The sequence below is a fragment of the Streptomyces sp. NPDC045956 genome (genome assembly GCF_056430705.1).
In genome coordinates this window covers 177,858-202,887 of the sequence record NZ_JBWKKZ010000013.1, presented here as the reverse complement: position 1 = coordinate 202,887, position 25,030 = coordinate 177,858, and the positions used below count along the sequence as shown (strand labels likewise).

The following is a 25,030-nucleotide window of genomic DNA, read 5'->3' as shown; positions in this document are numbered from 1 at the left end:
AGTTTCACCGTGACCACCACGACCGACCTGGTGTCGTACGAGGACGCTCTGGCGTCGTACGACCCCGTCATGGGCCTCGAGGTCCATGTCGAACTCGGCACCAAGACCAAGATGTTCTGCGGCTGCTCGACCGCGCTGGGCGCCGACCCGAACACGCAGACCTGCCCGGTCTGCCTCGGCATGCCCGGCGCGCTGCCGGTCGTCAACGCGACCGGCGTCGAGTCCGCGATCCGGATCGGCCTCGCGCTGAACTGCGAGATCGCCGAATGGTGCCGCTTCGCCCGGAAGAACTACTTCTATCCGGACATGCCGAAGAACTTCCAGACCTCCCAGTACGACGAGCCGATCGCCTTCGACGGCTACCTCGACGTGCAGCTGGAGGACGGGGAGACCTTCCGGGTGCAGATCGAGCGCGCCCACATGGAGGAGGACACCGGCAAGTCGACGCACGTCGGTGGCGCGACGGGCCGTATCCACGGCGCCTCGCACTCCCTCCTCGACTACAACCGCGCCGGCATCCCGCTCATCGAGATCGTCACCAAGCCGATCGAGGGCGCGGGCGAGCGCGCCCCCGAGGTCGCGCGGGCCTACGTCCGCGAGCTGCGCGAACTCATCCGTGCCCTCGGTGTGTCCGAGGCCCGCATGGAGATGGGCCAGATGCGCTGCGACGTGAACCTGTCGCTGCGCCCGCACGGCCGGGACAAGTTCGGCACCCGCTCCGAGACGAAGAACGTGAACTCGCTGCGGTCCGTCGAGCGCGCGGCCCGCTTCGAGATCCAGCGGCACGCCGCCGTGCTGAACGACGGCGGCACGATCATCCAGGAGACCCGCCACTTCCACGAGGACACCGGGTCCACGACCTCGGGCCGCGTGAAGGAGGAGGCCGAGGACTACCGGTACTTCCCGGAGCCCGACCTGGTGCCGGTGGCCCCCGCGCGCGAGTGGGTCGAGGAGATCCGCTCCGCCCTGCCCGAGCTGCCGCTGGTGCGCCGCAACCGGCTCCGCGAGGAGTGGGGGATCTCCGGCACCGACATGCAGTCGATCCTCAACGCCGGCGCGCTGGACCCGATCGTCGCCACGATCGACGCCGGCGCGGACGCGGCGTCCGCCCGCAAGTGGTGGATGGGCGAGCTGGCCCGCAGCGCCAACGAGTCCCAGAAGTCCCTGGACGAGCTGGCGATCACGCCGGAGCAGGTGGCCCGGGTCGCCGAGCTGGTGAACAAGGGCGACCTGAACGACAAGCTCGCCCGCCAGGTCATCCTGGGCGTCCTCGCCGGTGAGGGCACGCCGGACGAGGTCGTCGACAAGCGCGGCCTCAAGGTCGTCTCCGACGAGGGCGCGCTGACCACCGCCGTGGACGAGGCCATCGCCGGCAACCCGGGCGTCGCGGACAAGATCCGCGGCGGCAAGGTGGCCGCGGCCGGCGCCCTGGTCGGCGCGGTCATGAAGGCGACCCGGGGTCAGGCCGACGCGGCCCGCGTCAAGGAACTGATCCTGCAGAAGCTGGGCGTCGAGGGCTGACACCCGCAAGCCGAGGCGCACCGAAGGGGGATGCATCGTCGCCGATGCATCCCCCTTCGGCATGCCCGCCATGTGAATAAGCCCACGAACTCCGCAAACGATCACTTCTGCCTGAAAGAGTGACATCGCATTGCTCATGCGTTCTTTGCGGGCCGTTCCTCCATGAACGACTGTTCCCGGTCAAAGATCCACCATCAGAACACCTGGGAGCACGTTCGTGGCAGCCCTTGCACGCTGGTGTGTCCGACGCCGCCTCGTCGCCGTCCTGCTCTGGCTCGTCGCCTTCCTCGGGACCGCCACGGCCGCCGTGCTCACGGGTTCCGCGTACTCCAACGACTACTCGGTCCCCGGCACCGACTCCGACCGCGCCTCCCGGCTGCTCGCCTCCGGCTTCCCCGGCCTCGACGGCGAGCGGGACACGATCGTCTGGCACACGACGACCGGCACCGTGCGCGCCGCCGACGTCGAACAGACCATGACCCGCACCCTGGACCGCATAGCGGACCTCCCCTCGGTGGCCTCGGTCACCAACCCGTACGACGACCCCGACTCGCCCCTGATCAGCGAGGACGACGACACCGCGTACGCCTCCGTCACCTTCGCCGACGCCTCCCGGGACGTCGACGCGGCCGAGGCCCGGGCCGTGGTCGACGCCGCGCGGGCAGCGGGGACCGACGGCCTCCAGGTCGAGGTCGGCGGCGGCGCCGTCGCGCTCACCGAGGCGCCGCGGGGCCACCTCGCCGAGGCCGTAGGAGTGGCCGTCGCGGCGGTCGTCCTCTTCCTCGCCTTCGGCTCCCTGGCCGCGTCCGTACTGCCCATCGCGACCGCGTTGATCTCCGTCGGCACCGCCTACGCGGGGATCACCCTGCTCGGGCACGTCATGACCGTCGCCGACTTCGCACCCATGCTGGGCACCCTCATCGGACTCGGCGTCGGCATCGACTACGCGCTCTTCATCGTCACCAGGCACCGGCGCGGGCTGAAGCGGGGCCTGTCGGTGGCCGAGGCCGCCGAGAACGCCGTCGCTACCACGGGACGCGCGGTCGTCTTCGCGGGTGCCACCGTTTGCATCGCCCTGCTGGGCATGCTGATCCTGCGGCTCAGCTTCCTCAACGGCGTGGCCGTCGCCGCCTCGCTGACCGTCCTCCTCACCGTCGCGGCCTCCGTCACCCTGCTCCCGGCGCTGCTGTCGTACATCGGCCCGCGCGCCCTCAACCGGCGCGAGCGACGGCGCCTCGCCGAGCACGGGCCGCAGCCCGAGCCACCGACCGGTTTCGCCGCGCGCTGGTCGGCGCTGGTCGAACGCCGGCCCAAGCTGCTCGGCGCCGTCGCCCTGGTCGTCATCACCGTCCTCGCACTGCCCACCCTCGACCTGCGCCTGGGCACCTCCGACCAGGGCAACGACCCCAAGGGCACCACCACCCGACAGGCCTACGACCTCCTCGCCGAGGGCTTCGGGCCCGGTGTGAACGGCCCCCTCACACTGGTCACCGAGGTCGGCGGAGCCGAGGACCGGCTCGCCCTGGACAACCTCGACGCCTCGCTGCGCACCACCGAGGGCGTCTCCTCGGTGACACCCGTGGCGTACGACTCGGCCGGTGACACCGCGTTCCTCACCCTCGTACCCGAGTCGGCACCGCAGTCCCAGCGGACCAGCGACCTCGTCGAGCGGCTGCGCGACGAGGTGCTGCCGCGGGCCGAGGCCGGCACCGCCCTCGACGTGCACGTCGGCGGGGTGACGGCCGGCTACGACGACTTCGCCGGCATCATCGTGGGCAAGCTTCCCCTCTTCGTCGGCGTCGTCGTGGGCCTCGGCTGCCTGCTGCTCCTGCTGGCCTTCCGCTCCGTGGGCATCCCGGTCAAGGCCGCCGTTATGAACGTCGCCGCCGTCGCCGCCTCCTTCGGCGTCGTCGTCGCGATCTTCCAGTGGGGCTGGGGGAGCGAGCTGCTGGGCCTCGGCAGCGCCGGCCCGATCGAACCCTTCCTGCCCGTCATCATGGTGTCGGTGCTGTTCGGGCTCTCGATGGACTACCAGGTCTTCCTGGTCAGCCGGATGTACGAGGAGTGGCTGGAGACCGGCGACAACCGCCGGGCCGTCCGGGTCGGCCTCGCCGAGACCGGCCGGGTGATCAACTCGGCCGCGGTCATCATGATCTCGGTGTTCCTCGCCTTCGTGCTCAGCGGCGACCGGGTGATCGCCATGTTCGGCATCGCGCTCGCCGCCGCCGTCGCCCTGGACGCCTTCGTCCTGCGCACGCTCCTGGTGCCCGCCCTGATGCACCTGCTGGGCAGCGCCAACTGGTGGCTGCCGCGCCGGGTGGACCGCTTCCTGCCGCGGATCAGCATCGAGCCGCCCGAGGCCCGCACCGCCCATGAGAGGCTGGCCGCGGCGACGGACGCCGAAGTGGCGGTCGTCCTTGCGGAGGAGGAACGGCAGCGGGATGTACGCGATACCACTGGGTGACGACGGAGCCGAGCTGCGCCCCCTGGAGACCTGGCACGCCGAGGAGTTCCTGGCCCACCTGGAGCGGGGTCGTGAGTTCATCACGGAGCACATCCCCTTCGGGGCGAAGGCCACCGACGTCGACTCCGCCCGGGAGATCCTCCAGTCCTACGCCGACCGGCACGCCGCCGACAGCGGCTTCCTGCACGGTCTGTGGCTGGACGGCAAGCTCGTCGGAGGGCTGCTCTACCGCGTCTTCGACGCCGCCACCGGCGTCTGCGAGATCGGCTGCTGGCTGGAGCCCGCCGGAACGGGCCGGGGCCTGGTGACCCGCGGGGCCCGGGTCCTGATCGACTGGGCCTTCGACGAGCGCGGCATGCACCGCGTCGAGTGGCACGCGTCCTCGGCCAACACCCCGAGTGTCAACGCCGCCCGGCGACTCGGCATGATGCGGGAGGGCGTGTTGCGCGAGAGCTTCCCCTACCGGGGTGCCCGCCAGGACATGGAGGTGTGGGCGGTGCTCGCACCCGAGTGGCGTGCGGCACGTGAGGCACGCGCGCGTGCCGCTCACAAGGATCATTAAGGGACCTCTCAGACAGCGTCCGTACGGTGCGAGGCATGGGAACGAAGACAGTGGACGAGACCGGCGTGAAGACCGACAAGGACAAGACGGGCGAGGCCACGGAGTCTCCCGAGACCACCGGGCCCGAGACCGCGGCCGACGGCGCCGCCGCCCGGAACGACACCGCGGACGCCGCGGACGCTGACGGCTCCGAGGGCACCGCTGAGGGCACCGACGACGCGGACCTCGACGCCGCGGACGCCGCCGCCCCCGGTGCGGCGGTCGACCAGGGCGCCACCGGCGTCGGCCAGGGCGCGGGAGCCGTGGTCTCCGCGGGCCTCGGCATCGTGTCGCTGACCGGCAGCTGGGTCGGCACCGTCGCCTCCGCCCGCGAGTCGGTCTTCGGGCAGCTGGAGACGACCTCGTCCTCGAACGTCCAGACCATGCTGGAGAAGGGCTACGGCGAGGCCTGGCAGGCCACCGCGCTCTGGGGCGGCGTGTTCGCGCTGATCGCGCTGATCGTCGGCGTCGTGGTGCTGGTCCGGCCCGCGTTCGGCGTGCCCGGCAGGCCGCAGGCCGCGTGGATCAAGTCGGTCTCCTGGGCCGGCGTCGCGCTGGGCGTGATCGGCCTGATCCTGGCCGTGCTCAAGTACACCGACGTCATGCTGAGCGTGCCGTCCGTGGGCTGACCCCCCGCGGGCCCCGAGGGGTCTTAGGGCACCGGCGTGCGCGCACGCCGGTGCCCTAAGACCCCTCACGCACGTCTAAGGCCCCGCCCCCCGCCCGAAGATGCGGAACTTGCCCGATGCGGCGGGCCCCCCTTGGAGACGAAGGTTGAGCCATCGCAGCAAGCGATGCGGACACCGAAACGACCGAGGGGCACACCATGTTCGAGTACGAGATCCAGCAGGCCCGTTCCGCCGAACTGATCCGCCGCGCCGACGAGGCCCGGCTGGTCCGCGAGGCCGTCCGCGCCCGCCGCGCCGCCCGCCGGGCAGCCCGCCGCGACGCCGCGCCGGTGGAGAGCCATACGCCGCGGCTGCGCCGGCCCGGGTTCACCCGGGCCGCGTGAACGGGGGGACCGGGGAGGGCGGCCGCACGGCCGCCCTCCCCGCCGTCGTTCCGTCCGTCGCCCCCCTCCCGGAAAAGCCCGCCGCGCTGTCGTACCCGCGTGCGATGCTCGGGTCCGTGGAGACCAGGTCCGTCAGTCCCGTGTTCGTCGGCCGCGCCGGCGAACTGGACACGTTGAACGACGCGCTCACCCGCGCCCGCGGCGGGGCCGACGCCGGGGGAGAGCCGCAGGCGCTGCTGCTCGGCGGTGAGGCGGGGGTGGGCAAGACCCGCCTCGTCGAGGAGTTCGCCGCCGCCGCCCGCCGGCAGGACGCCGTGGTCGCGCTGGGCGGTTGCGTCGAGATAGGAGCGGACGGACTCCCCTTCGCGCCCTTCTCCACCGCGCTGCGCGCCCTGCGCCGCGCCCTGCCCGCGGAGCTGGCCGCGGCGGCGGCCGGGCAGGAGGAGGAGCTGGCCCGGCTGCTGCCCGAACTGGGCGAGAGCGCCCCGAACACCGGTGGCGGCCGGCACGACGAGGAGAGCACGGCCCGCCTCTTCGAGCTCACCGCGCGCCTGCTGGAGCGCGTCGCCGCCCGGCACACCGTCGTCCTCGTCCTGGAGGACCTGCACTGGGCCGACGCCTCCACCCGCCACCTGATCGCCTACCTCGTCCGCACCCTGCGGACCGGCCGCCTCGTCGTCCTGGCCACCTACCGCTCCGACGACATCCACCGCCGGCACCCCCTGCGTCCCCTGCTCGCCGAACTCGACCGGCTGCGCACCGTCCGCCGCGTCGAACTCGGCCGCTTCACACGGGAGGAGGTGGGCCGCCAGGTCGCCGGCATCCTCGACCGGGAACCCGATCCGCTCCAGGTCGACGAGATCTTCGACCGCTCCGACGGCAACGCCTTCTTCGTCGAGGAACTCGCCGTCGCGGCCCACGAGGGCTGCTGCGCCGGCCTCACCGACTCCCTGCGCGACCTGCTCCTGGTGCGGGTCGAAGCGCTCCCCGAGAGCGCCCAGCGGGTCGCCCGGATCGTCGCCGAGGGCGGCTCCACCGTGGAGTACCGGCTGCTCGCCGCCGTCGCCCGGCTCGCCGAGGACGACCTCATCGAGGCACTGCGCGCCGCCGTCAACGCACACCTGCTGCTCCCGGCCCCCGACGGCGACGGCTACCGCTTCCGCCACTCCCTGGTCCGCGAGGCCGTCGCCGACGACCTGCTCCCCGGCGAACGCTCCCGCCTCAACCGCCGCTACGCCGAGGCCCTCGACGCCGACCCCACCCTGGTCCCCGCCGCCGAACGCGTGATGCGCCTGGCGAGCTACTGGTACCACGCCCACGACCCCGCCAAGGCCCTGCCCGCCGTACTGGACGCCTCCGTCGAGGCCCGCCGCCGGCACGCCTACGCCGAACAACTGCGGCTGCTGGAGCGGGCGATGGAGCTGTGGGACTCCGCCCCCGACGCCGTACGCGCCACACTGCGCCCCGTCGACTACACCGAGGTCTACCCTCCCTGCGGCTGCGACCCGGCCACCAAGCCGCTGCGCTACCTGGACCTGATGGCCGAGGCCGCGGTCGCCGGACGGCTGTGCGGGGAGCGCGAACGCGCCATGAAGATCGCCAAGCGGGCCCTGCGTCTGCTGGAGGACGAGCAGGACACGGGCGCCGGGGCGAGCACGCGCGATCCCCAGCGCGCCGCCTGGTTCTGGACGCAGCGTTCCCTGCTGGTCCAGGCGCAGGGCCGCGGCGACGGATGGCGGGAGCTGGGCATCGCCCAGGATCTGGTCCGGGGCCTGCCGCCGTCCAAGGTGCACGCCGAGGTGCTGTCCATGGCCGCCAGCTGGTCGATGCTCCACGCCCCCGGCCCCGACGCCGTGACCGCCGCGGAGCGGGCCGTCGAGTACGCGCGCATGGTGGGTGCCGACGACATCGAGCTGAACGCCCGGCTCACGCTCGGCGGCCTGATGGTCGACGCGGGGCACGTCGACGCGGGCCTCGCTGAGATGTACCAGGTGAGAGACCTGGTCGTGGCGCAGGGCCGGGCCGCCGTGGTGGCCCGCAGCCACATCAACCTGCCCTCCGTCCTGGAGAGCATCGGCCGCTCCGGGGAGGCGCTCGGCATCCTGCGCGAGGGCATCGAACTGACCCGCCGGATGGGCCTGCTGGAGTCCGAGGCCTACGTGTGGGGCAATCTCGCCGAGACGCTCATCTCCCTGGGCCGCTGGGACGAGGCGGTCGAGGCCGCCGTGATCTCCGGGGCCCCGGGCCGCGGCGCCGCACCGCGCGCCGGTGCCGCCCTCCGCCGGGCCGCCGTCGCGCTCGCCCGGGGCGAGACGGCCGAGACCGCCCGGCAGCTCGCCGAGGCCCGCGCCGCGTACGGCACCCACGACACCATGCCGCAGTACCGTCTGCCGCTGGCCACCCTCACGCTCGGCCTCGCCGCCGCCGAGGGCCGCGTCCTCGACGCCCGGACGGAGCTGGACCCGGGGCTGGGCGCCGGCTTCCCGCCCGGCACCCAGCGCTACGGCTGGCCCCTGCTGCTGTCCGCCGCCGAGGCCGAGGCCGACGCCCGCGCACTGCCGGCCGCCCGGGAGGGGCGCGGCGAGGTCCTCGACCGCATCGCCCGGGCCGCCACGTCACTCACCACCGGCGCCCCCACCTGGCTCGCCCACGACAAGTGGGTCCGCGCCGAACTCCGCCGTGCCGAGGGCCGGGACACCCCCGACACGTGGGCGGAGGCGGTCACCGCCTTCGAACGACTGGAGCGGCCCTACGAGCTCGCCCGCGTCCGGCACCGGCTGGCCGCCGCCCTGCTGGACTCCGGCGGCGAGGACGAGCGCTCCCGCGCCGTGGAACTGCTCCGCCTGGCCCGCGCCGTCGCCGAACACCTCGGGGCCCGTCCCCTCGCCGACGCGGTCGGCCTGCTCGCCCAGCGCGCCCGCCTCACCCTCGGCCGCGCGACCGGCCCCGCCGCCCCCGCCGACCCGGCCGAGGCCCTCGGACTCACCGGCCGGGAGCGCGACGTCCTGCGCCTGGTCTCCGAGGGGCGCACCAACCGCCAGATAGCGGAGGAACTCTTCATCTCCCCGAAGACGGCCAGCGTCCACGTCTCCAACATCCTGGCCAAGCTCGGCGTCTCCGGGCGCGGCGAGGCGGCGGCCGTGGCCCACCGGCTGGCGCTCTTCCCCGCGCGGCGGCTCACGTCCCCTTCCGCGCCGTGAGGTCTACGCTGGAGGGACGCCGACCGACGGAGGCTTGGTGTTCAACGCATTCGAGGAACTGTTCTCCCCGGGCCGCAAGCACACCCGCGACGAGCAGAACCGGCTCGAACTGACCCGCGAGGACGTCGGCGACGGCGACCCCGGCCACGGCCCGATAGACCTCACCTCGGGCAAGGTCGTCGTCCACCCGCCGCGGCCCGCGGACACCGCAGGCCACACCGAGGGCGACGAGCACTGAGCGGCGCGGTCACCGCACCTCCAGCTCCAGGATCCGGTCGTCGTCGCCCTTGGCGTCGCCCCGGCCGTCCGTGTTGCTGGTCACCAGCCACAACCTGCCACCACCCGCGGGCGCCACCGTGCGCAGCCGGCCGTACTCGCCGTCGAGGAAGGCCTGCGGGTCGGCCGCGGCCTCCGTGCCCTTCAGCGGCACGCGCCACAGCCGCTCACCGCGCAGCCCGGCCATCCAGGCGGACCCCTCGGCGTACGCGACACCGCTGGGCGAGGCCTCGTCGGTGCTCCACTGGGCGAGCGGGTCGCGGAAGCCGGAGCCGCCGCCCTCGCCCTCGGCCTCGGGCCAGCCGTAGTTGGCGCCCGGACTGATCGCGTTCAGCTCGTCCCAGGTGTCCTGGCCGAACTCGGCGGCGAAGAGCCGCTGCTTGTCGTCCCAGGCCAGCCCCTGCACGTTCCGGTGCCCGTACGAGTACACCGTGGAGTCGGGGAAGGGGTTGCCGGGCGCCGGTTCGCCGTCCGGCGTCATCCGGAGGATCTTGCCGCCCAGCGACTCCTTGTCCTGGGACAGGCCGGTGTCGCCGCTCTCGCCCGTGCCCGCGTAGAGCATCTTGTCGGGGCCGAAGGCGATCCGGCCGCCGTTGTGGATGACGCCCTTGGGGATGCCCCGGAAGACCGTGTCCGGCGCGCTCAGCTGCTCACCGGCCGGTTTCTTCTCGTCGTACCGCATGCGCACGATGCGGTTGTCCGAGGCCGAGGTGAAGTACGCGTAGACCATCCGGTCCGAGGCGTAGTCGGGGGAGAGGGCGATGCCGAGGAGGCCGCCCTCGCCGGACGCGGAGACCCCGGGCACCTCGCCCAGCTCGGTCTTCTCGCCCGTCTTCTCGTCCACCCGCGTGAGTGTGGCGTCGTCGCGGGAGGAGACCAGCAGTCCACCGCCCGGCAGCGGAGCCAGACCCCAGGGGCTGCGCAGCCCCGTGGCGACCGTGCGGGTCACCTTCACAGAGCCCTTCGCGGGTGGGGTCTCCTCGGTGGCCGAGCCCGAGGGCGAGGACTGCGCCGTCGTACTGCTGGGCGAGGAAGCGCCCTCGGTGCCCGACGCCTCCCCGTCGTCGGAGGAGCAACCGGCCGCCAACAGCAGGGCGGCGGTGGCCAGTGCGGTCGGCAAGGCTCGACGTGGCACGATCTTGTTCCCTTCGACGGGGCGGGTTCTCCCTGTCATACCCCCGACGCGCCCGTCGAGTTCCCGATCGGCGAAGTCCGAACCCGCCGGCCCGGCACCGCACGACCGTGCGCCTCACTCCCACGACCCCTGGGCCGCGGGCAGCCGGCCCACCTCGGCGAGATCCTGCTCGGTCAGCAGCAGCTCCGCGGCCCCCGCGTTCTCGGTCACCCAGTGATCACGCTTGGTCCCCGGCACCGGCACCACGTGCCGCCCCTGCGCCAGCACCCAGGCCAGCGCCACCTGGGCCGGCGTCACCCCGTCGCCGTGCCGGGCGGCGATCCGGCGCAGTCCGGCCACGATCGGCTGGTTGGCGGCCATCATCTCGGCGGTGAAACGGGGGTGCCGGGCCCGCAGGTCCTCCGGCTCGAAGCCCTGACCGGGAGTGAGCGTGCCGGTCAGGAAGCCGTTGCCCAGCGGCATCGCGGCGAGGAAGCCGACACCGCGCGAGACGCACCACGGCAGCAGCGTCCGCAGCGCCTCCGGCGACCACACCGACAGCTCGGCCTCGACCGCGCTCACCGGGAAGACCTGCTGCACCCGCTCCAACTGCCGGACCGTCGCGTCGTGCAGCCGCGCCCCCGGGCGCCGGGCCGACCGCGCGCCGACCGCGCAGAGCCCGAGCGCCCGCACCTTGCCGGCCCGCACCAGCTCCGCCATGGCGCCCCAGGTCTCCTCGACGGGTATCTCGGGGTCGGCGCGGTGCAGTTGGTAGAGGTCGATGACGTCCGTCTGCAACCGGCGCAGCGAGGCGTCGCAGGCGCGCCGCACATACCCCGGGCGGCCGTTGGCCACGATGTGCTGGTCGCCCACGAGCAGACCGACCTTGGTCGACACGAAGGCGTCGGACCGCCGCTCCTTCAGCACCCGCCCCAGCAGCAGCTCGTTGGTGAACGGGCCGTACATGTCCGCGGTGTCCAGCAGGGAGACGCCCAGGTCCAGGGCCCGGTGCACCGCCCTGATCGACTGGTCCCCCCGCTGCCGCGACGCGCTGTAGGCCCAGCTCATCGGCATGCATCCCAGTCCGACGGCCCCCACCGCGAGCGCCGTCGCGCCGATCGTCCTGCGCTCCACCTGGTCGTGACCCTCCCTCGTCAGGCCACCCAACCTAACCTCTGGCCTTTCGCGCCCCTGACATAGCCTCCTGACCATGACTGCTGACGTGTGGCTGCCCATCCCGCCGGACGAGATCGAGGGCCTCCCCGAGGGCCCCGCCTACCGCTTCGCCTACCGCTTCTGGAACGGCGAGGAGGCCTTCCCCGCGGACCCGGCCGACTGCGCGTACTACGTCGTCCCCTACATGAAGCCCAGCGGGGTCGGCGTGCGTCCGCTGCCCGGGATGCGCTCCGTCCAGGTCGTCCAGACCCTCTCCGCCGGGATCGACCACGTGGAGCCCGGCCTGAAGCACCTGCCCGCGGGCGTACGGCTGTGCAACGCGCGCGGAGTGCACGAGGCCAGCACCGCGGAACTCACCCTGACCCTGATACTGGCATCGCTGCGGGGCGTGCCCGACTTCGTCCGGGCCCAGGACCGGGGCGAGTGGCTCGGCGGCTTCCGGCCCGCACTCGCCGACCGGAAGGTGCTCATCGTCGGCTACGGGTCGATCGGCGCCGCGATCGAGGACCGGCTCGTGCCGTTCGAGGTCGCGCCGGTGGTGCGCGTCGCGCGCTCCGCCCGCACCACGGCGCGCGGCCCGGTGCACCCGCTCACCGACCTCCCGGCCCTCCTCCCGGACGCGGACGTCGTGATCCTCTCCACGCCGCTCACCGAGGCCACCCGGGGTCTGGCCGACGCGGAGTTCCTGGCCCGGATGAAGGACGGAGCCCTGCTCGTCAACGTCGCCCGGGGCCCCGTCGTCGACACGAAGGCGTTGCTCGCCGAACTGGAGAGCGGGCGGCTGACCGCCGCTCTCGACGTGACCGACCCCGAACCGCTGCCGCCGGGCCATCCCCTGTGGCAGGCTCCCGGCGTACTCGTCAGCCCGCACGCCGGAGGGCCGACCTCCGCGTTCCTGCCGCGCGCGAAGCGGTTGCTGGTGGACCAGTTGACCCGGTTCGTGAACCAGGAGCCGCTGCGCAACGTGATCCTGACGACAGGCGCCTGATCCGGTCCCGGTACCCTCCGCAACCTTTCGAGCGCGGTGGGTACCCGCATATTCCCTGGTCGTCACGGAGCGTAGAGAACCTATGTCCCTGAGTGACGATCCTGGTGTATCGTCCGACAGGGGACGCGCCGGGACAGTTCGGCGCCGGGGACGAACATCTCAACTGTGAGGGGGGCGACGGGCGATGCACGGCCTATGGACGAACGACCCGACGCGGCGGAGCCGCCGCCGACGACCCTGGCGCACGACCACGACGGCGCGCAGACGCGGCCGCCCCGGCCACCACGGCGGCCCCGACGGTCCACGCGACCCTCACCCGCATCGGCCGGGCCGCGGGAGCCGGACCCGGCCGGTCCACAGCCCGCGCACCACGGAAGCGGCGCGGACCGGGGGGCCGACGTGAGCCCGCCGCCGTCCCCCATGCCCACGCTGGACGGACGGCTGCGGACGCAGCCCCCGCCCGGCCTGCTGCCGCCCCGGCCGTCCGCCACCGTCGGCCGGCCGGCCCTCGTCCGCCAGCTCGTGCTGGCCCTGGTCTGCGCGGCCTACGCCGTCGGGTCCGCGCTCGGCTGGGGCTCGGACCACGTCGCCAAGATCATGGGCGACTTCGGGCTGAGCGCCGCGGCGGGCGCCGCCGCCGTCTCCTGCTTCCTCTACGCGCGCGGGCGCCGCGTCCGCTTCCGGCCCGCGTGGCTGCTGTTCGCCCTCTCCTCGGCGATGGCGTCCCTGGGCAACCTGGTGTGGGGGTGGTACGAGGTCGTCCTGCGGCAGCCCGTCCCCAGCCCCAGCTACGCCGACCTGTTCTTCCTCTGCTTCGCGCCGCCCGCCATCGTGGGGCTGCTGGTGTTGGCCAAGCGGCCGGTGACCAAGGCCGGCTGGATCTGCCTGGGACTGGACGCCTGGCTGATCGGCGGCTCCCTGCTGACGCTGGCGTGGAGCCTGGCGCTCGCCCAGGCGGCGAAGGCCGGGGGCGATTCCAGCGTGGCGCACGGCGCGCTCTCGGTGGCGTACCCCCTGCTCGACATCGCCCTCGTCAGCATGGTGCTCGCCCTGCACTTCAGGCGTTCGCCGGTCGGCAGGTCGGCCATCAACACCGCCATCGGCGCGCTCGCGCTCACCGTGATGTGCGACGCCCTGTTCACCTCGCCGCTGATGCAGAGCAGCTACCGGTCCGGCCAGTTGCTCGACGCGGGCTGGTTCGCGGGGTCCCTGCTGCTCGCGTACGCCCCCTGGGCCGCGTCCCGGCGCGGACGGACCACGGGCGACGAGGGGTCCGGCGGCCACACCCGCGTGGTGCGCGAGCACGTGCCCGGCCAGCGTGACACCGGGCACCACCCCCGCTCCGCCGCGCACCAGCCGCCCGCGCCCCTGCCCGGGGCGACGTCCCTGCCCTCGCCGTCCGCGGGGGAGCGCGGCCGCTATCCGACGGCCCGGCCCATCGCGGGCTCCCTCGCCGCGCTCACGCCGTACCTCGCCGCCGCGGTCTGCACCCTGGGCATCCTCTACAACGTGCTCAACGGGCGCAGCGTCGACCGCGTGGTGCTGCTGACCGGCGGCACCGTGGTGCTCGCGCTCGTCGTGCGCCAGGGCATCATGCTGCTCGACAACATCACCCTCACCCAGGAACTGGCCCAGAAGGAGAACCACTTCCGCTCCCTGGTGCAGGGCTCCAGCGACGTCATCATGATCGCCGCACCCAACGGCATCCTCCGCTACGTCTCGCCGGCCGCCGCCGGGGTCTACGGACGCCCCGCGGAAGAGCTGGTGGGCGGCGAACTGGCCGGGCTCATCCACCCGGAGGACCTCGGCTGCGTGGTGCACGAGGTACGCCGCTTCCTGGCCGCCAACCCGGTCGAGGAACCCACCACGCGCATCGAGTGCTGCTTCCGCTCCGGCGACGGCGGCTGGCTCAACGTCGAGTCCACCGTCAACCGCCACCACGGCGGCCTCATCTTCAACAGCCGGGACGTCACGGAGAGGGTGCGCCTCCAGGCGCAGCTCCAGCACAACGCCGAGCACGACCCGCTGACCGACCTGCCCAACCGCGCCCTGTTCACCCGGCGCGTCCAGCAGGCCCTGTCCGGCCGCCGCGCCTCGGACCGGGGTGCCGCCCTGCGCGGTACGGCGGTCCTCTTCATCGACCTCGACGGCTTCAAGGCCGTCAACGACACCATCGGGCACCAGGCCGGGGACGAGCTGCTCGTCCAGGCGGCCCGCAGACTCCACGAGGCCGTCCGCAAGGGGGACACCGCCTCCCGGCTCGGCGGCGACGAGTTCGCGGCCCTGATCGTCGGTGACGGCGCCCGGGACCGCACCGCACGCGAGGGTCACATCATGGAACTAGCCGACCGGCTGCGGCTCACCCTCTCGCAGCCCTATCTCATCGACGGCAACGATGTCCGTGTCAACGCCTCCATCGGTGTCGCCTTCGCCGAGCCGGGCCTCGGCGCGGGGGAGCTGCTGCGCAACGCCGACCTCGCGATGTACCGCGCCAAGGCGGGCGGCAAGGGACGCGTCGAGCTGTACCGGCCGCAGATGCAGCAGGACGTCGTGCGCAAGGCCGAGCTGGCCACCCGCCTGCGGGCCGCGCTGCACGACGGCGAGTTCGCGCTGCTGCACCAGCCGGTGGTCTCCCTGACGGACGGCCGGATCTCCTCGGTCTGCGCCCAGGCGCGCTGGCGCTCCTCGCAGGGGGTGCTGTTCACCCCCGCCGAGTTCCTGCGGGTGGCCGACGAGGGCGACAAGACGGCCGAACTGGACCGCTGGGTGCTCCAGGAGGCGGTGGAGCAGGCCGCCGACCGCGCGGCCGCCGGCCTCCCGGTGGCGGTGGCCATACGCATCGGTGCCCGCCGGCTGCTGGACCGCTCCCTGCCGCTCGGCTCCGTGGAAGCCCTGCTGACCCGGCACGGGCTGCCTCCGGGCTCTCTTGTGATCGAGCTGTCGGACATTGATCCACGGGTCGGCATGGACGAGCTGGACCGCAGGCTGAACGCCCTGCGGCGGGTGGGGGTGCGCATCGCCCTGGACGGCTTCGGCAGCGGGTACGCGGCGATCACCGCGCTCCGGCGCCTCCCCGTGGACGTCCTCAAGCTCGACCGGGGCCTGGTCGAGGGCGTGGTCGAGTCGGCCCGGCTGCACAAGATCACCAGTGGTCTGCTGCGCATCGCCACCGACCTCGGACTGAAGTCCGTGGCCGACGGGGTGGACCTGCCCGAGCAGATCGTCGCCCTGCGCGCGATGGGCTGCACCCACGGGCAGGGCATGGCGTTCTCCGGGCCACTGGACGAGTACCGGCTGCGCAGGGCGCTCGGCACCGGCCACTACTCGGTACCGCACGGGCCGGCCGAGCCGGCCTTCGCGGGCGGGGTCACGGCGGGCCTGCCGGCCGTTCTGGGTGGTGGCACGACCCTCCGTTCACATGATGAGACTCCCGTCCCACCCACTTGACAGTGGGTGCGTGCCGGGGGGAGGGTCTGTGCCATGCGCACCCGAATTCTCGTACTTGGAAAGCGCGTCGGCTGAGCTGGTGATGTCCGGACCGACCCGGACTCCCAGCGACCCACACCCGGCGCGCTCCCCTCGCTTGCCTTATGGCACGAGGGGTTTTTTGTTGCACCAGTGCCGCCGGGCGGCAGTCACGCACCGCCCGAAACACCGCAGAACCCCAGCATCACCACCCTCAGCATCGAGAAGAGAATGCCGATGACCGAGCAGGCCACCGGGGCCCCTCACCCGCAGCCGCGGCCCCGTTCCGGAGGACAGTCCGCCCCCGAGCACGTCACGGGTGCGCAGTCCCTCATCCGCTCGCTCGAGGAGGTGGGCGCCGACACGGTATTCGGCATTCCCGGCGGTTGCATCCTCCCGGCGTACGACCCGCTGATGGACTCCACCAAGGTCCGCCACGTCCTGGTCCGGCACGAGCAGGGCGCCGGCCACGCGGCCGAGGGGTACGCCCAGGCCACCGGAAAGGTCGGCGTCTGCATGGCGACCTCCGGCCCCGGCGCCACCAACCTGGTCACCCCGCTCGCCGACGCCCACATGGACTCGGTGCCGATGGTCGCCATCACCGGTCAGGTGGCGTCCTCGGCCATCGGCACGGACGCCTTCCAGGAGGCGGACATCGTCGGCATCAGCATGCCGATCACCAAGCACAACTTCCTGGTCACCAAGGCCGACGACATCCCCCGGGTCATCGCGCAGGCGTTCCACATCGCCTCCACCGGCCGCCCCGGCCCGGTCCTCGTCGACATCGCCAAGGACGCCCTCCAGGCGAAGACGACGTTCTCCTGGCCGCCGGTCATGGACCTGCCCGGCTACCGCCCGGTGACCAAGCCGCACGCCAAGCAGATCCGCGAGGCCGCCAAGCTGATCACCGCCGCCAAGCGGCCGGTCCTCTACGTCGGCGGCGGCGTCCTCAAGGCCCGGGCCACCACCGAGCTGAAGGTCCTCGCCGAACTCACCGGCGCGCCCGTCACCACCACCCTGATGGCGCTCGGCGCGTTCCCCGACAGCCACCCGCTGCACGTGGGGATGCCGGGCATGCACGGTGCGGTCACCGCCGTCACCGCGTTGCAGAAGGCCGACCTGATCGTCGCCCTCGGCGCCCGCTTCGACGACCGCGTCACCGGCAAGCTGGACAGCTTCGCCCCGCACGCCAAGATCGTCCACGCCGACATCGACCCGGCCGAGATCGGCAAGAACCGCGCCGCCGACGTGCCGATCGTGGGCGACGCCCGCGAGGTCATCGCCGACCTGATCCAGGCCGTGCAGAAGGAGCACGCCGAGGGCGTCCGGGGCGACTACAGCGCCTGGTGGAAGGACCTCAGCCGCTGGCGCGACACCTACCCCCTCGGCTACGAGCAGCCCGAGGACGGTTCGCTCTCCCCGCAGCAGGTCATCGAGCGGATCGGGCAGCTGGCCCCCGAGAACACCGTCTTCACCGCGGGCGTCGGCCAGCACCAGATGTGGGCCGCGCACTTCATCCAGTACGACAAGCCCGCCACCTGGCTCAACTCCGGCGGCGCCGGGACCATGGGCTACGCCGTCCCCGCCGCCATGGGCGCCAAGGCCGGCGCACCCGGGCAGACCGTCTGGGCGATCGACGGTGACGGCTGCTTCCAGATGACCAATCAGGAACTGGCCACCTGCGCCCTGAACAACATCCCGATCAAGGTCGCCATCATCAACAACGGCGCCCTCGGGATGGTCCGCCAGTGGCAGACCCTGTTCTACAACCAGCGCTACTCCAACACGGTCCTGCACTCCGGCCCCGCGGACGTCGACCCGGCGGCGCGCGGCACCCGCATCCCCGACTTCGTGAAGCTGTCGGAGGCCATGGGCTGCTACGCCATCCGCTGCGAGGACCCCGCCGACCTCGACAAGGTCATCGAGGAGGCGAACTCCGTCAACGACCGTCCCGTCGTCGTCGACTTCATCGTCCACGAGGACGCGATGGTCTGGCCGATGGTCGCCGCCGGCACCTCCAACGACGAGATCCTGGCCGCCCGGGACGTCCGCCCCGACTTCGGCGACAACGAAGACGACTGAGAGCCGTAAAGGAAGCAGCCCATGTCCAAGCACACGCTCTCCGTCCTGGTGGAGAACAAGCCGGGCATCCTCGCCCGGATCGCCGCCCTCTTCTCCCGCCGCGGCTTCAACATCGACTCGCTCGCGGTGGGCGTCACCGAGCACCCCGACATCTCCCGCATCACCATCGTCGTGGGCGTGGAGGAGCTGCCGCTGGAGCAGGTCACCAAGCAGCTCAACAAGCTGGTCGAGGTGTTGAAGATCGTCGAGCTGGAGCCGGCCCACGCCGTCCAGCGTGAACTCGTCCTGGTGAAGGTGCGCTCCGACAACGAGACGCGCTCCCAGATCGTCGAGATCGTGCAGCTCTTCCGCGCCAAGACCGTCGACGTCTCCCCGGAGGCCGTCACCATCGAGGCCACCGGCAGCAGCGACAAGCTGTCCGCGATGCTCAGGATGCTGGAACCGTACGGCATCAAGGAGCTCGTCCAGTCCGGCACGATCGCCATCGGCCGCGGCGCCCGTTCGATCACGGACCGCTCGCTGCGCGCACTCGACCGGTCCGCATAACGACGGAAACGGGCGGCCACGGACACCACCGGCCGCCCGCATGCCGAGACCCCGAAACTTCCCTTCCCCCCACCGGCATACGGTGGGACGCAACACCCGCACACAAGGAGTGAACCCAGTGGCCGAGCTGTTCTACGACGCCGACGCCGACCTGTCCATCATCCAGGGCCGCAAGGTCGCGGTCATCGGCTACGGCAGCCAGGGCCACGCCCACGCCCTGTCGCTGCGCGACTCCGGCGTCGACGTGCGCGTCGGTCTGCACGAGGGCTCCAAGTCCAAGGCCAAGGCCGAGGAGCAGGGCCTGCGCGTGGTGAGCCCGTCCGAGGCCGCCGCCGAGGCCGACGTCATCATGATCCTCGTCCCGGACCCGATCCAGGCCCAGGTCTACGAGGAGCACATCAAGGACAACCTGAAGGACGGCGACGCGCTGTTCTTCGGCCACGGCCTGAACATCCGCTTCGGCTTCATCAAGCCCCCGGCCGGCGTGGACGTCTGCATGGTCGCCCCCAAGGGCCCGGGCCACCTGGTGCGCCGGCAGTACGAGGAGGGCCGCGGCGTTCCCTGTATCGCCGCCGTCGAGCAGGACGCCTCGGGCAACGCCTTCGCGCTGGCCCTGTCGTACGCGAAGGGCATCGGCGGCACCCGCGCCGGCGTCATCAAGACGACCTTCACCGAGGAGACCGAGACCGACCTCTTCGGCGAGCAGGCCGTGCTGTGCGGCGGCACCGCCGCGCTGGTGAAGGCGGGCTTCGAGACGCTCACCGAGGCCGGTTACCAGCCGGAGATCGCCTACTTCGAGTGCCTGCACGAGCTGAAGCTCATCGTGGACCTCATGTACGAGGGCGGCCTGGAGAAGATGCGCTGGTCGATCTCCGAGACCGCCGAGTGGGGCGACTACGTCACCGGCCCGCGGATCATCACCGACGCCACCAAGGCCGAGATGAAGAAGGTCCTCGCCGAGATCCAGGACGGCACCTTCGCCCAGCAGTGGATGGACGAGTACCACGGCGGCCTGAAGAAGTACAACGAGTACAAGCAGCAGGACTCCGAGCACCTGCTGGAGACCACCGGCAAGCAGCTGCGCAAGCTGATGAGCTGGGTCGACGAGGAGGCGTAAGCCGCCCGCCCGAAGGGGCCGGAGCATCCCGCTCCGGCCCCTTCGGCGAACCCGGGGTAACGTCGTCCACGACGGCGTTGTCCAACCCGTCCAGCCACGGACGGGTGATCCTTCCGAAGAGGCGCAGGACGACCCCCGTCACGCCACTAGACTGCTGCCCAACATACGCGTCAGGCCCACAGCGTCGTGCGTCTTCCACGCGGTAGCCAACCTCCACCGCCTGCGGCCGTCGGGACGGCCGTCCGCATTGGACTTGTGAGGACTCACGTGAGCTCGAAACCCGTCGTACTCATCGCTGAAGAGCTGTCGCCCGCGACCGTGGACGCGCTTGGCCCCGACTTCGAGATCCGCCAGTGCAACGGCGCGGACCGGGCCGAACTGCTCCCCGCCATCGCCGACGTGGACGCGATCCTGGTCCGCTCCGCGACCAAGGTCGACGCCGAGGCCATCGCCGCCGCCAAGAAGCTCAAGGTCGTCGCCCGCGCCGGGGTCGGTCTGGACAACGTGGACGTCTCCGCCGCCACCAAGGCCGGCGTGATGGTGGTCAACGCCCCGACCTCCAACATCGTGACCGCCGCCGAGCTGGCCTGCGGCCTCCTCGTCGCCACCGCCCGCAACATCCCGCAGGCCAACGCCGCGCTGAAGAACGGCGAGTGGAAGCGCAGCAAGTACACGGGTGTCGAGCTGGCCGAGAAGACCCTCGGTGTCGTGGGCCTGGGCCGCATCGGCGCCCTGGTCGCGCAGCGCATGTCGGCCTTCGGCATGAAGGTCGTCGCCTACGACCCCTACGTGCAGCCCGCGCGGGCCGCGCAGATGGGCGTGAAGGTCCTGACGCTGGACGAGCTGCTCGAGGTCTCCGACTTCATCACCGTCCACCTCCCGAAGACCCCCGAGACCCTCGGCCTGATCGGCGACGAGGCGCTGCGCAAGGTCAAGCCGAGCGTCCGCATCGTCAACGCCGCGCGCGGCGGCATCGTCGACGAGGAGGCGCTGTACGCGGCGCTCAAGGAGGGCCGCGTCGCCGGCGCCGGCCTCGACGTGTACGCCAAGGAGCCCTGCACCGACTCGCCGCTCTTCGAGTTCGACCAGGTCGTCGCCACCCCGCACCTCGGCGCCTCCACCGACGAGGCCCAGGAGAAGGCCGGCATCGCCGTCGCCAAGTCGGTCCGCCTCGCCCTCGCCGGCGAGCTGGTCCCCGACGCGGTGAACGTGCAGGGCGGGGTCATCGCCGAGGACGTCAAGCCCGGCCTGCCGCTCGCCGAGCGCCTCGGCCGCATCTTCACCGCGCTCGCCGGCGAGGTCGCCGTCCGCCTCGACGTCGAGGTCTACGGCGAGATCACCCAGCACGACGTCAAGGTGCTGGAGCTCTCCGCCCTCAAGGGTGTCTTCGAGGATGTCGTCGACGAGACCGTCTCCTACGTCAACGCCCCGCTCTTCGCCCAGGAGCGCGGTGTCGAGGTCCGGCTGACCACCAGCTCGGAGTCCCCGGAGCACCGCAACGTCGTCACGGTCCGCGGCACCCTCTCGGACGGCGAGGAGGTGTCGGTCTCCGGCACGCTGGCCGGCCCGAAGCACCTCCAGAAGATCGTCGCCGTCGGCGAGTACGACGTGGACCTCGCCCTCGCCGACCACATGCTGGTCCTGCGCTACGAGGACCGTCCCGGCGTCGTCGGCACCGTCGGCCGCGTGATCGGCGAGGCCGGCATCAACATCGCCGGCATGCAGGTCGCCCGCGCCACGGTGGGCGGCGAGGCGCTGGCCGTCCTGACCGTCGACGACACGGTGCCCACCGGGGTGCTGGCCGAGGTCGCGGCGGAGATCGGCGCGACGTCCGCCCGGTCGGTGAACCTGGTCTGAGGGACCGCGCCCGGGGGCTGACGCCGCCGGAGCCCCGTTCGCCCCGAACGGACTCGTCCTCACACGCCGGACGGGCTGAGCGACTCAGCCCGTCCGGCGTTCTCCGTTGCCGCTTCCGGGCGCACCCGGATGTGCCGCAGGCCCCGCGCGGCCAGCCCCGCCGCCGCCAGGAGCAGCAGCCCCGCCGCGAGCGCGGCGCCGCGCATCCCGTCGGTGAACGCCTCGCGCGCCGCCGTGGCCAGGGCGTCTCCCGCGCGCCCCGGCGTCTCGGCCGCGACGGCCAGGGCGCCGCCCAGGGTCTCCCGCGCCGGAGCCGGTGCGTCGGCCGGCATGCCGTGGCGGTACAGGGCCGTACCGATGGAACCGAGGGCCGCCATGCCCAGGGCGCCGCCGAACTCGGTGCCGGTCTCCAGCAGCGAGGACGCGGACCCGGCCCTCTCGACCGGGGCCGAACTCAGGGCCAGGTCGGTGAGCTGGGACATCACGATGACGATGCCCGCCGCCAGGACACCGCACGCCGCCAGCACCAGCCACAGCGAGTCCGTGCCGGCCAGGGCCAGCAGTCCGTAACCGGTCGCCGCGACCAGGAAGCCGGACGTCACCACGTACGCGCGCTCGACGCCCCGCTGGACCAGGTGCGCGGCTACCGGCGCGGCGGCGCCGATGAGGACCGACGGCAGCAGGCTCCACAGCGCGGACTCCAGCGGACTCTTGCCGAGGACCGACTGGAGGTACTGGGTGGTGAAGAACGCCGAGCCCATCATGCCGAGGGCCGACACGGTGTTGAGGACGAGCGCCGGGGTGAAGCCGTGCCCGCGGAAGAGGGCCGGGGAGATCATCGGCGAGGCCGAGGTGCGCTGCCGCCGCACGAAGAGCGCCGCGAACAGCAGGCCCACGGTGAGCGAGGCGACGTAGCGGACGTTCCAGCCCTCGGCGGCCAGTTCCTTGAGGCCGTAGATCACGGGCAGGACCGCGGCCAGCGACAGGGGGACGCTCAGCAGGTCGAAGCGGCCGGGGGAGGGGTTCCTCGACTCGGGGAGCAGCATCGGGCCGAGGACCAGGAGCAGGGCCATCGCGGGCAGGTTGACCAGGAAGACCGAGCCCCACCAGAAGTGCTCGACGAGCACGCCGCTCATCACCGAGCCGAGGGCGATCCCCGCCGTCATCACCCCGGACCACAGGCCGATCGCCCTGGCCCGCTGGGCGGGGTCGGTGAACATCGTGCGTACCAGCGCCATCGTGGTCGGCATCAGCGTGGCGCCGCCGATGCCGAGGACCGCGCGGGCCGCGATCAGGGTCTCGGCGGTGTGCGCGTAGGCCGCCAGGAGCGAGGCGGCGCCGAAGGCCGCCGCGCCGACGAGCAGCAGCCTGCGGCGGCCGACGCGGTCGCCCAGGGCGCCCATCGTCATCAGCAGGCCGGCCAGGACGAAGCCGTAGATGTCGAAGATCCACAGCTGTTGGGTGCCGCTCGGCTCCAGGTCGGCGCTGATCTGCGGGATCGCGAAGTAGAGGACGGAGACGTCCATCGAGACCAGGAGGAGCGGAAGCATCAGGACGGTCAGCGCGGTCCATTCGCGGCGGCCGGCGCGGGGCGGGGTCGTTGTCATGCCAGCGACTGTACGGACGTCTTATACGCGTGTCTAGTACGTTTGTATGGGACGTCTGTATGGGACGCTCGTATGGATCGGCGGGTAGGGTGGCGCCATGGGACACCGCGAGGATCTGCTGGAAGGCGCCAAGCGCTGCCTGCTGGAGAAGGGCTTCGCGCGCACGACCGCGCGGGACGTCGTCAAGGAGTCGGGGACCAACCTGGCGTCCATCGGCTACCACTACGGCTCGAAGGACGCGCTGCTCGCCCAGGCCTACGTCTCGCTGGTCGAGGGGATGGGCGACGCCTTCGAGGGCGACCGGGCCGCCCTGGACCGGACCGCGCCCGGCTCGACGGAGCGGTTCCAGATGGTGTGGACCAACATCATCCGGACCATGCGGGACCCGGGGTCGATCTGGCACCTCAGCATGGAGATCCTGGTCATGGGTGACCGGATGCCCGAGGTGCGCGACCATCTGGCGCGGGCCCAGCGGGAGGCCGGGCGCGGGCTCGTCCCCTCGCTCATGGGGGGACGGGAGGAGGACGTCTCGGACGAGGTGGCGGACACCCTCGGGGCGTTCTACGTGACCCTGATGACGGGGCTCATCGCGCAGTGGACCTTCGATCCGCGGTCCGCCCCCGAGGCGGAGCAGCTCACCGAGGGCCTGCGCCGGGTGATCGAGGCCGCTACAGGCGGTATGCCTTGAGCGCCATGTGCAGCAGCAGCCGGTCCTCCCCGTCGTCCAGGTCCAGGCCCGTGAGCTGCTCCACGCGGGACAGGCGGTAGTACAGGGTCTGGCGGTGGATGCCCAGCTCGGCGGCGGTGCGGCCGGCCTGCCCCGCGCAGTCGAGGTAGACCTCGGCGGTGCGGGCCAGTTCGCCGTGGGCGGGGGCCAGCAGCACCCGTACGGCGGGGTCCTGCGCCGCGTGCTCGGGCAGCGCGGTCAGCAGGCGGAACGCGCCGATGGAGGTCCACTCGGCGACCGGCCCGAACCGGCCCTCGGCGCGTGCCGCCCGCGCCGCGGCCGACGCCTCGCGCCAGGCGGCGCCCAGTTCGGCCAGCCCGGTGCGCGGCGCGGAGACCCCCGCGGCAGCCTTCGCGGCGCCGGTCGCACCCGCGCCCCGCGCCCGCTCCAGCAGGCGGCCCGCAGCCGAGGTCGCCGGGGTCGGCACGTCCACCGAGCGCAGCCGCACCAGCAGCGCCAGTGACTGGCCCGACGCCCCCCACGGCACCGTGCACAGCGCCGTCGCCCCCGGCACCGTGCGGACCGAGGGCGCGTCGTCGGGATCGGCCGAGGGCCAGGGGGCCACGCACACCACCGCGTGCGGAGGGTGCGCGCGGTCACCCAGAGCGGTGCGCAGCTCGGCCACGGCCATGTCCCGCTGCCAGTCGCGCTCGGCGGTCAGCACCGCCCGCAGCTCCCGGCTCAGGTCCGCGCCGTGCTGCGCCTCGTCGGCGAGCAGCGCGCCGATCCGGGTGGTGACCGCCATGGCGGCCGCCAGCTGCGTCGCGGTCGGGCCCGGTTCGGTGTCCAGGAGCCAGACGTAGCCGAGGACGACGCCCCGATGGCGTACCGGGAGGCAGGTGCGCCCCCGGTTGACCCCCGCCTCCGGTGTCGGCGGGATGTGGACCGGCCCGGTCGCGCGGGTGATGCCGAAGCCCTCGAACCAGGCCCGGACGGCCGCGGTGGAGCGCCTGGTCAGGATCGAGCGGGTGCGCACCGGGTCCAGGGCGGACGGATCGAGGTCGCCCTCGCTGTCGTACGCGCCGAAGGCGATCAGTTCGAAGTCGCGGTTCTCCAGGGTCGCCGGCGCGCCCAGCAGCTCGGAGATCTCGTCGACCAGCTCCTGGTAGTCACCACTGGTACCTCCCGAACCTCTGGAATCCGACGTCACCCGGGCATTCTGCCGCATTTGCGCGCGCCCTTCATACATCTGTCTGAGATCCGTGGCACGGATGCGTGACAGCTGTCGATGGCCGACGATCGGGGGGATCCTTAGATTTCACGGTGGTTCTCCGTGC

The 25,030-nt window shown here is 72.5% G+C and carries 18 protein-coding genes; 14 read left to right on the top strand and 4 right to left on the bottom strand.

Going from position 1 to position 25,030, the window contains the following annotated elements; all coding sequences use genetic code 11:
- Window positions 1–9: 9 nt before the first annotated feature.
- From gatB to AC07FV_RS30005, 7 genes are all read left to right on the top strand, one after another.
- Entirely contained in the window at window positions 10–1,521 is a 1,512-nt protein-coding gene (gene gatB / locus AC07FV_RS30035; RefSeq protein WP_479090571.1) for an Asp-tRNA(Asn)/Glu-tRNA(Gln) amidotransferase subunit GatB, read from the top strand.
- A 217-nt stretch (window positions 1,522–1,738) separates the two neighbouring features.
- Window positions 1,739–3,985, top strand: coding sequence for an MMPL family transporter (locus AC07FV_RS30030; RefSeq protein WP_479090569.1), 2,247 nt, complete (start codon window positions 1,739–1,741; stop codon window positions 3,983–3,985).
- Window positions 3,963–4,547 (top strand): GNAT family N-acetyltransferase, encoded by a 585-nt coding sequence (locus AC07FV_RS30025; protein WP_479090568.1) that lies wholly within the window; start codon window positions 3,963–3,965, stop codon window positions 4,545–4,547. Before AC07FV_RS30030 ends, AC07FV_RS30025 begins: the two co-directional genes overlap by 23 nt.
- A gap of 35 nt (window positions 4,548–4,582) precedes the next feature.
- Entirely contained in the window at window positions 4,583–5,215 is a 633-nt protein-coding gene (locus AC07FV_RS30020) for a hypothetical protein (RefSeq protein WP_479090566.1), read from the top strand.
- Window positions 5,216–5,412: 197 nt separating this feature from the next.
- Window positions 5,413–5,598 carry a hypothetical protein gene (locus tag AC07FV_RS30015; RefSeq protein ID WP_479090565.1) on the top strand — a complete coding sequence of 62 codons (186 nt, stop codon included), beginning with the start codon at window positions 5,413–5,415 and terminating at the stop codon, window positions 5,596–5,598.
- Between the two features lie 104 nt (window positions 5,599–5,702).
- Window positions 5,703–8,798, top strand: coding sequence for a helix-turn-helix transcriptional regulator (locus AC07FV_RS30010; protein ID WP_479090563.1), 3,096 nt, complete (start codon window positions 5,703–5,705; stop codon window positions 8,796–8,798).
- A gap of 37 nt (window positions 8,799–8,835) precedes the next feature.
- Window positions 8,836–9,036, top strand: a complete 201-nt coding sequence (locus AC07FV_RS30005) for a DUF6191 domain-containing protein (protein WP_479090562.1) — start codon at window positions 8,836–8,838, stop codon at window positions 9,034–9,036.
- A 9-nt stretch (window positions 9,037–9,045) separates the two neighbouring features.
- On the opposite strand, the gene AC07FV_RS30000 is transcribed toward AC07FV_RS30005, so the two are convergent.
- Window positions 9,046–10,248, bottom strand: coding sequence for a PQQ-dependent sugar dehydrogenase (locus AC07FV_RS30000; RefSeq protein WP_479090561.1), 1,203 nt, complete (start codon window positions 10,246–10,248; stop codon window positions 9,046–9,048).
- A gap of 75 nt (window positions 10,249–10,323) precedes the next feature.
- On the bottom strand, window positions 10,324–11,322 hold the full coding sequence (locus AC07FV_RS29995; RefSeq protein ID WP_356610506.1) for an aldo/keto reductase: 999 nt from the start codon (window positions 11,320–11,322) through the stop codon (window positions 10,324–10,326).
- Between the two features lie 76 nt (window positions 11,323–11,398).
- Between AC07FV_RS29995 and AC07FV_RS29990 the strand changes: the two genes are divergently transcribed.
- The 6 genes from AC07FV_RS29990 (at window position 11,399) to serA (ending at window position 21,419) form a co-directional block, all read left to right on the top strand.
- Window positions 11,399–12,352, top strand: a complete 954-nt coding sequence (locus AC07FV_RS29990) for a 2-hydroxyacid dehydrogenase (protein ID WP_479090560.1) — start codon at window positions 11,399–11,401, stop codon at window positions 12,350–12,352.
- Between the two features lie 399 nt (window positions 12,353–12,751).
- On the top strand, window positions 12,752–15,799 hold the full coding sequence (locus tag AC07FV_RS29985; RefSeq protein WP_479090559.1) for a putative bifunctional diguanylate cyclase/phosphodiesterase: 3,048 nt from the start codon (window positions 12,752–12,754) through the stop codon (window positions 15,797–15,799).
- A 249-nt stretch (window positions 15,800–16,048) separates the two neighbouring features.
- Window positions 16,049–17,899, top strand: a complete 1,851-nt coding sequence (locus tag AC07FV_RS29980) for an acetolactate synthase large subunit (protein WP_479090557.1) — start codon at window positions 16,049–16,051, stop codon at window positions 17,897–17,899.
- A 21-nt stretch (window positions 17,900–17,920) separates the two neighbouring features.
- On the top strand, window positions 17,921–18,445 hold the full coding sequence (gene ilvN / locus AC07FV_RS29975) for an acetolactate synthase small subunit (protein ID WP_053137484.1): 525 nt from the start codon (window positions 17,921–17,923) through the stop codon (window positions 18,443–18,445).
- Between the two features lie 118 nt (window positions 18,446–18,563).
- The gene (gene ilvC / locus AC07FV_RS29970) at window positions 18,564–19,562 is read left to right on the top strand and encodes a ketol-acid reductoisomerase (protein WP_383645899.1); all 999 of its coding nucleotides are present in this window, start codon (window positions 18,564–18,566) and stop codon (window positions 19,560–19,562) included.
- Window positions 19,563–19,829: 267 nt separating this feature from the next.
- Window positions 19,830–21,419, top strand: coding sequence for a phosphoglycerate dehydrogenase (gene serA, locus AC07FV_RS29965; protein ID WP_479090555.1), 1,590 nt, complete (start codon window positions 19,830–19,832; stop codon window positions 21,417–21,419).
- A gap of 59 nt (window positions 21,420–21,478) precedes the next feature.
- Here serA and AC07FV_RS29960 read toward each other — a convergent pair whose 3' ends face one another.
- Window positions 21,479–23,026 (bottom strand): MFS transporter, encoded by a 1,548-nt coding sequence (locus AC07FV_RS29960; RefSeq protein ID WP_479090553.1) that lies wholly within the window; start codon window positions 23,024–23,026, stop codon window positions 21,479–21,481.
- A 97-nt stretch (window positions 23,027–23,123) separates the two neighbouring features.
- Here AC07FV_RS29960 and AC07FV_RS29955 point away from each other — a divergent pair, with 97 nt between their 5' ends.
- Window positions 23,124–23,714, top strand: a complete 591-nt coding sequence (locus AC07FV_RS29955) for a TetR/AcrR family transcriptional regulator (RefSeq protein ID WP_479090551.1) — start codon at window positions 23,124–23,126, stop codon at window positions 23,712–23,714.
- On the opposite strand, the gene AC07FV_RS29950 is transcribed toward AC07FV_RS29955, so the two are convergent.
- Window positions 23,695–24,921, bottom strand: a complete 1,227-nt coding sequence (locus tag AC07FV_RS29950) for a PucR family transcriptional regulator (protein ID WP_479090549.1) — start codon at window positions 24,919–24,921, stop codon at window positions 23,695–23,697. The genes AC07FV_RS29955 and AC07FV_RS29950 overlap by 20 nt on opposite strands.
- Window positions 24,922–25,030: the final 109 nt, after the last annotated feature.

Excerpts from the sequence above, each read along its gene's own strand:
- AC07FV_RS30015 (WP_479090565.1), top strand. The coding sequence starts at position 5,413 with ATGTTCGAGTACGAGATCCAGCAGGCCCGTTCCGCCGAACTGATCCGC.
- AC07FV_RS30025 (WP_479090568.1), top strand. The coding sequence starts at position 3,963 with ATGTACGCGATACCACTGGGTGACGACGGAGCCGAGCTGCGCCCCCTG.
- AC07FV_RS29960 (WP_479090553.1), bottom strand. The coding sequence starts at position 23,026 with ATGACAACGACCCCGCCCCGCGCCGGCCGCCGCGAATGGACCGCGCTG.
- ilvN (WP_053137484.1), top strand. The coding sequence starts at position 17,921 with ATGTCCAAGCACACGCTCTCCGTCCTGGTGGAGAACAAGCCGGGCATC.
- AC07FV_RS29950 (WP_479090549.1), bottom strand. The coding sequence starts at position 24,921 with ATGCGGCAGAATGCCCGGGTGACGTCGGATTCCAGAGGTTCGGGAGGT.
- AC07FV_RS29990 (WP_479090560.1), top strand. The coding sequence starts at position 11,399 with ATGACTGCTGACGTGTGGCTGCCCATCCCGCCGGACGAGATCGAGGGC.
- AC07FV_RS30000 (WP_479090561.1), bottom strand. The coding sequence starts at position 10,248 with ATGACAGGGAGAACCCGCCCCGTCGAAGGGAACAAGATCGTGCCACGT.
- AC07FV_RS30010 (WP_479090563.1), top strand. The coding sequence starts at position 5,703 with ATGCTCGGGTCCGTGGAGACCAGGTCCGTCAGTCCCGTGTTCGTCGGC.
- AC07FV_RS29980 (WP_479090557.1), top strand. The coding sequence starts at position 16,049 with ATGCCGATGACCGAGCAGGCCACCGGGGCCCCTCACCCGCAGCCGCGG.
- AC07FV_RS30020 (WP_479090566.1), top strand. The coding sequence starts at position 4,583 with ATGGGAACGAAGACAGTGGACGAGACCGGCGTGAAGACCGACAAGGAC.
- AC07FV_RS29955 (WP_479090551.1), top strand. The coding sequence starts at position 23,124 with ATGGGACACCGCGAGGATCTGCTGGAAGGCGCCAAGCGCTGCCTGCTG.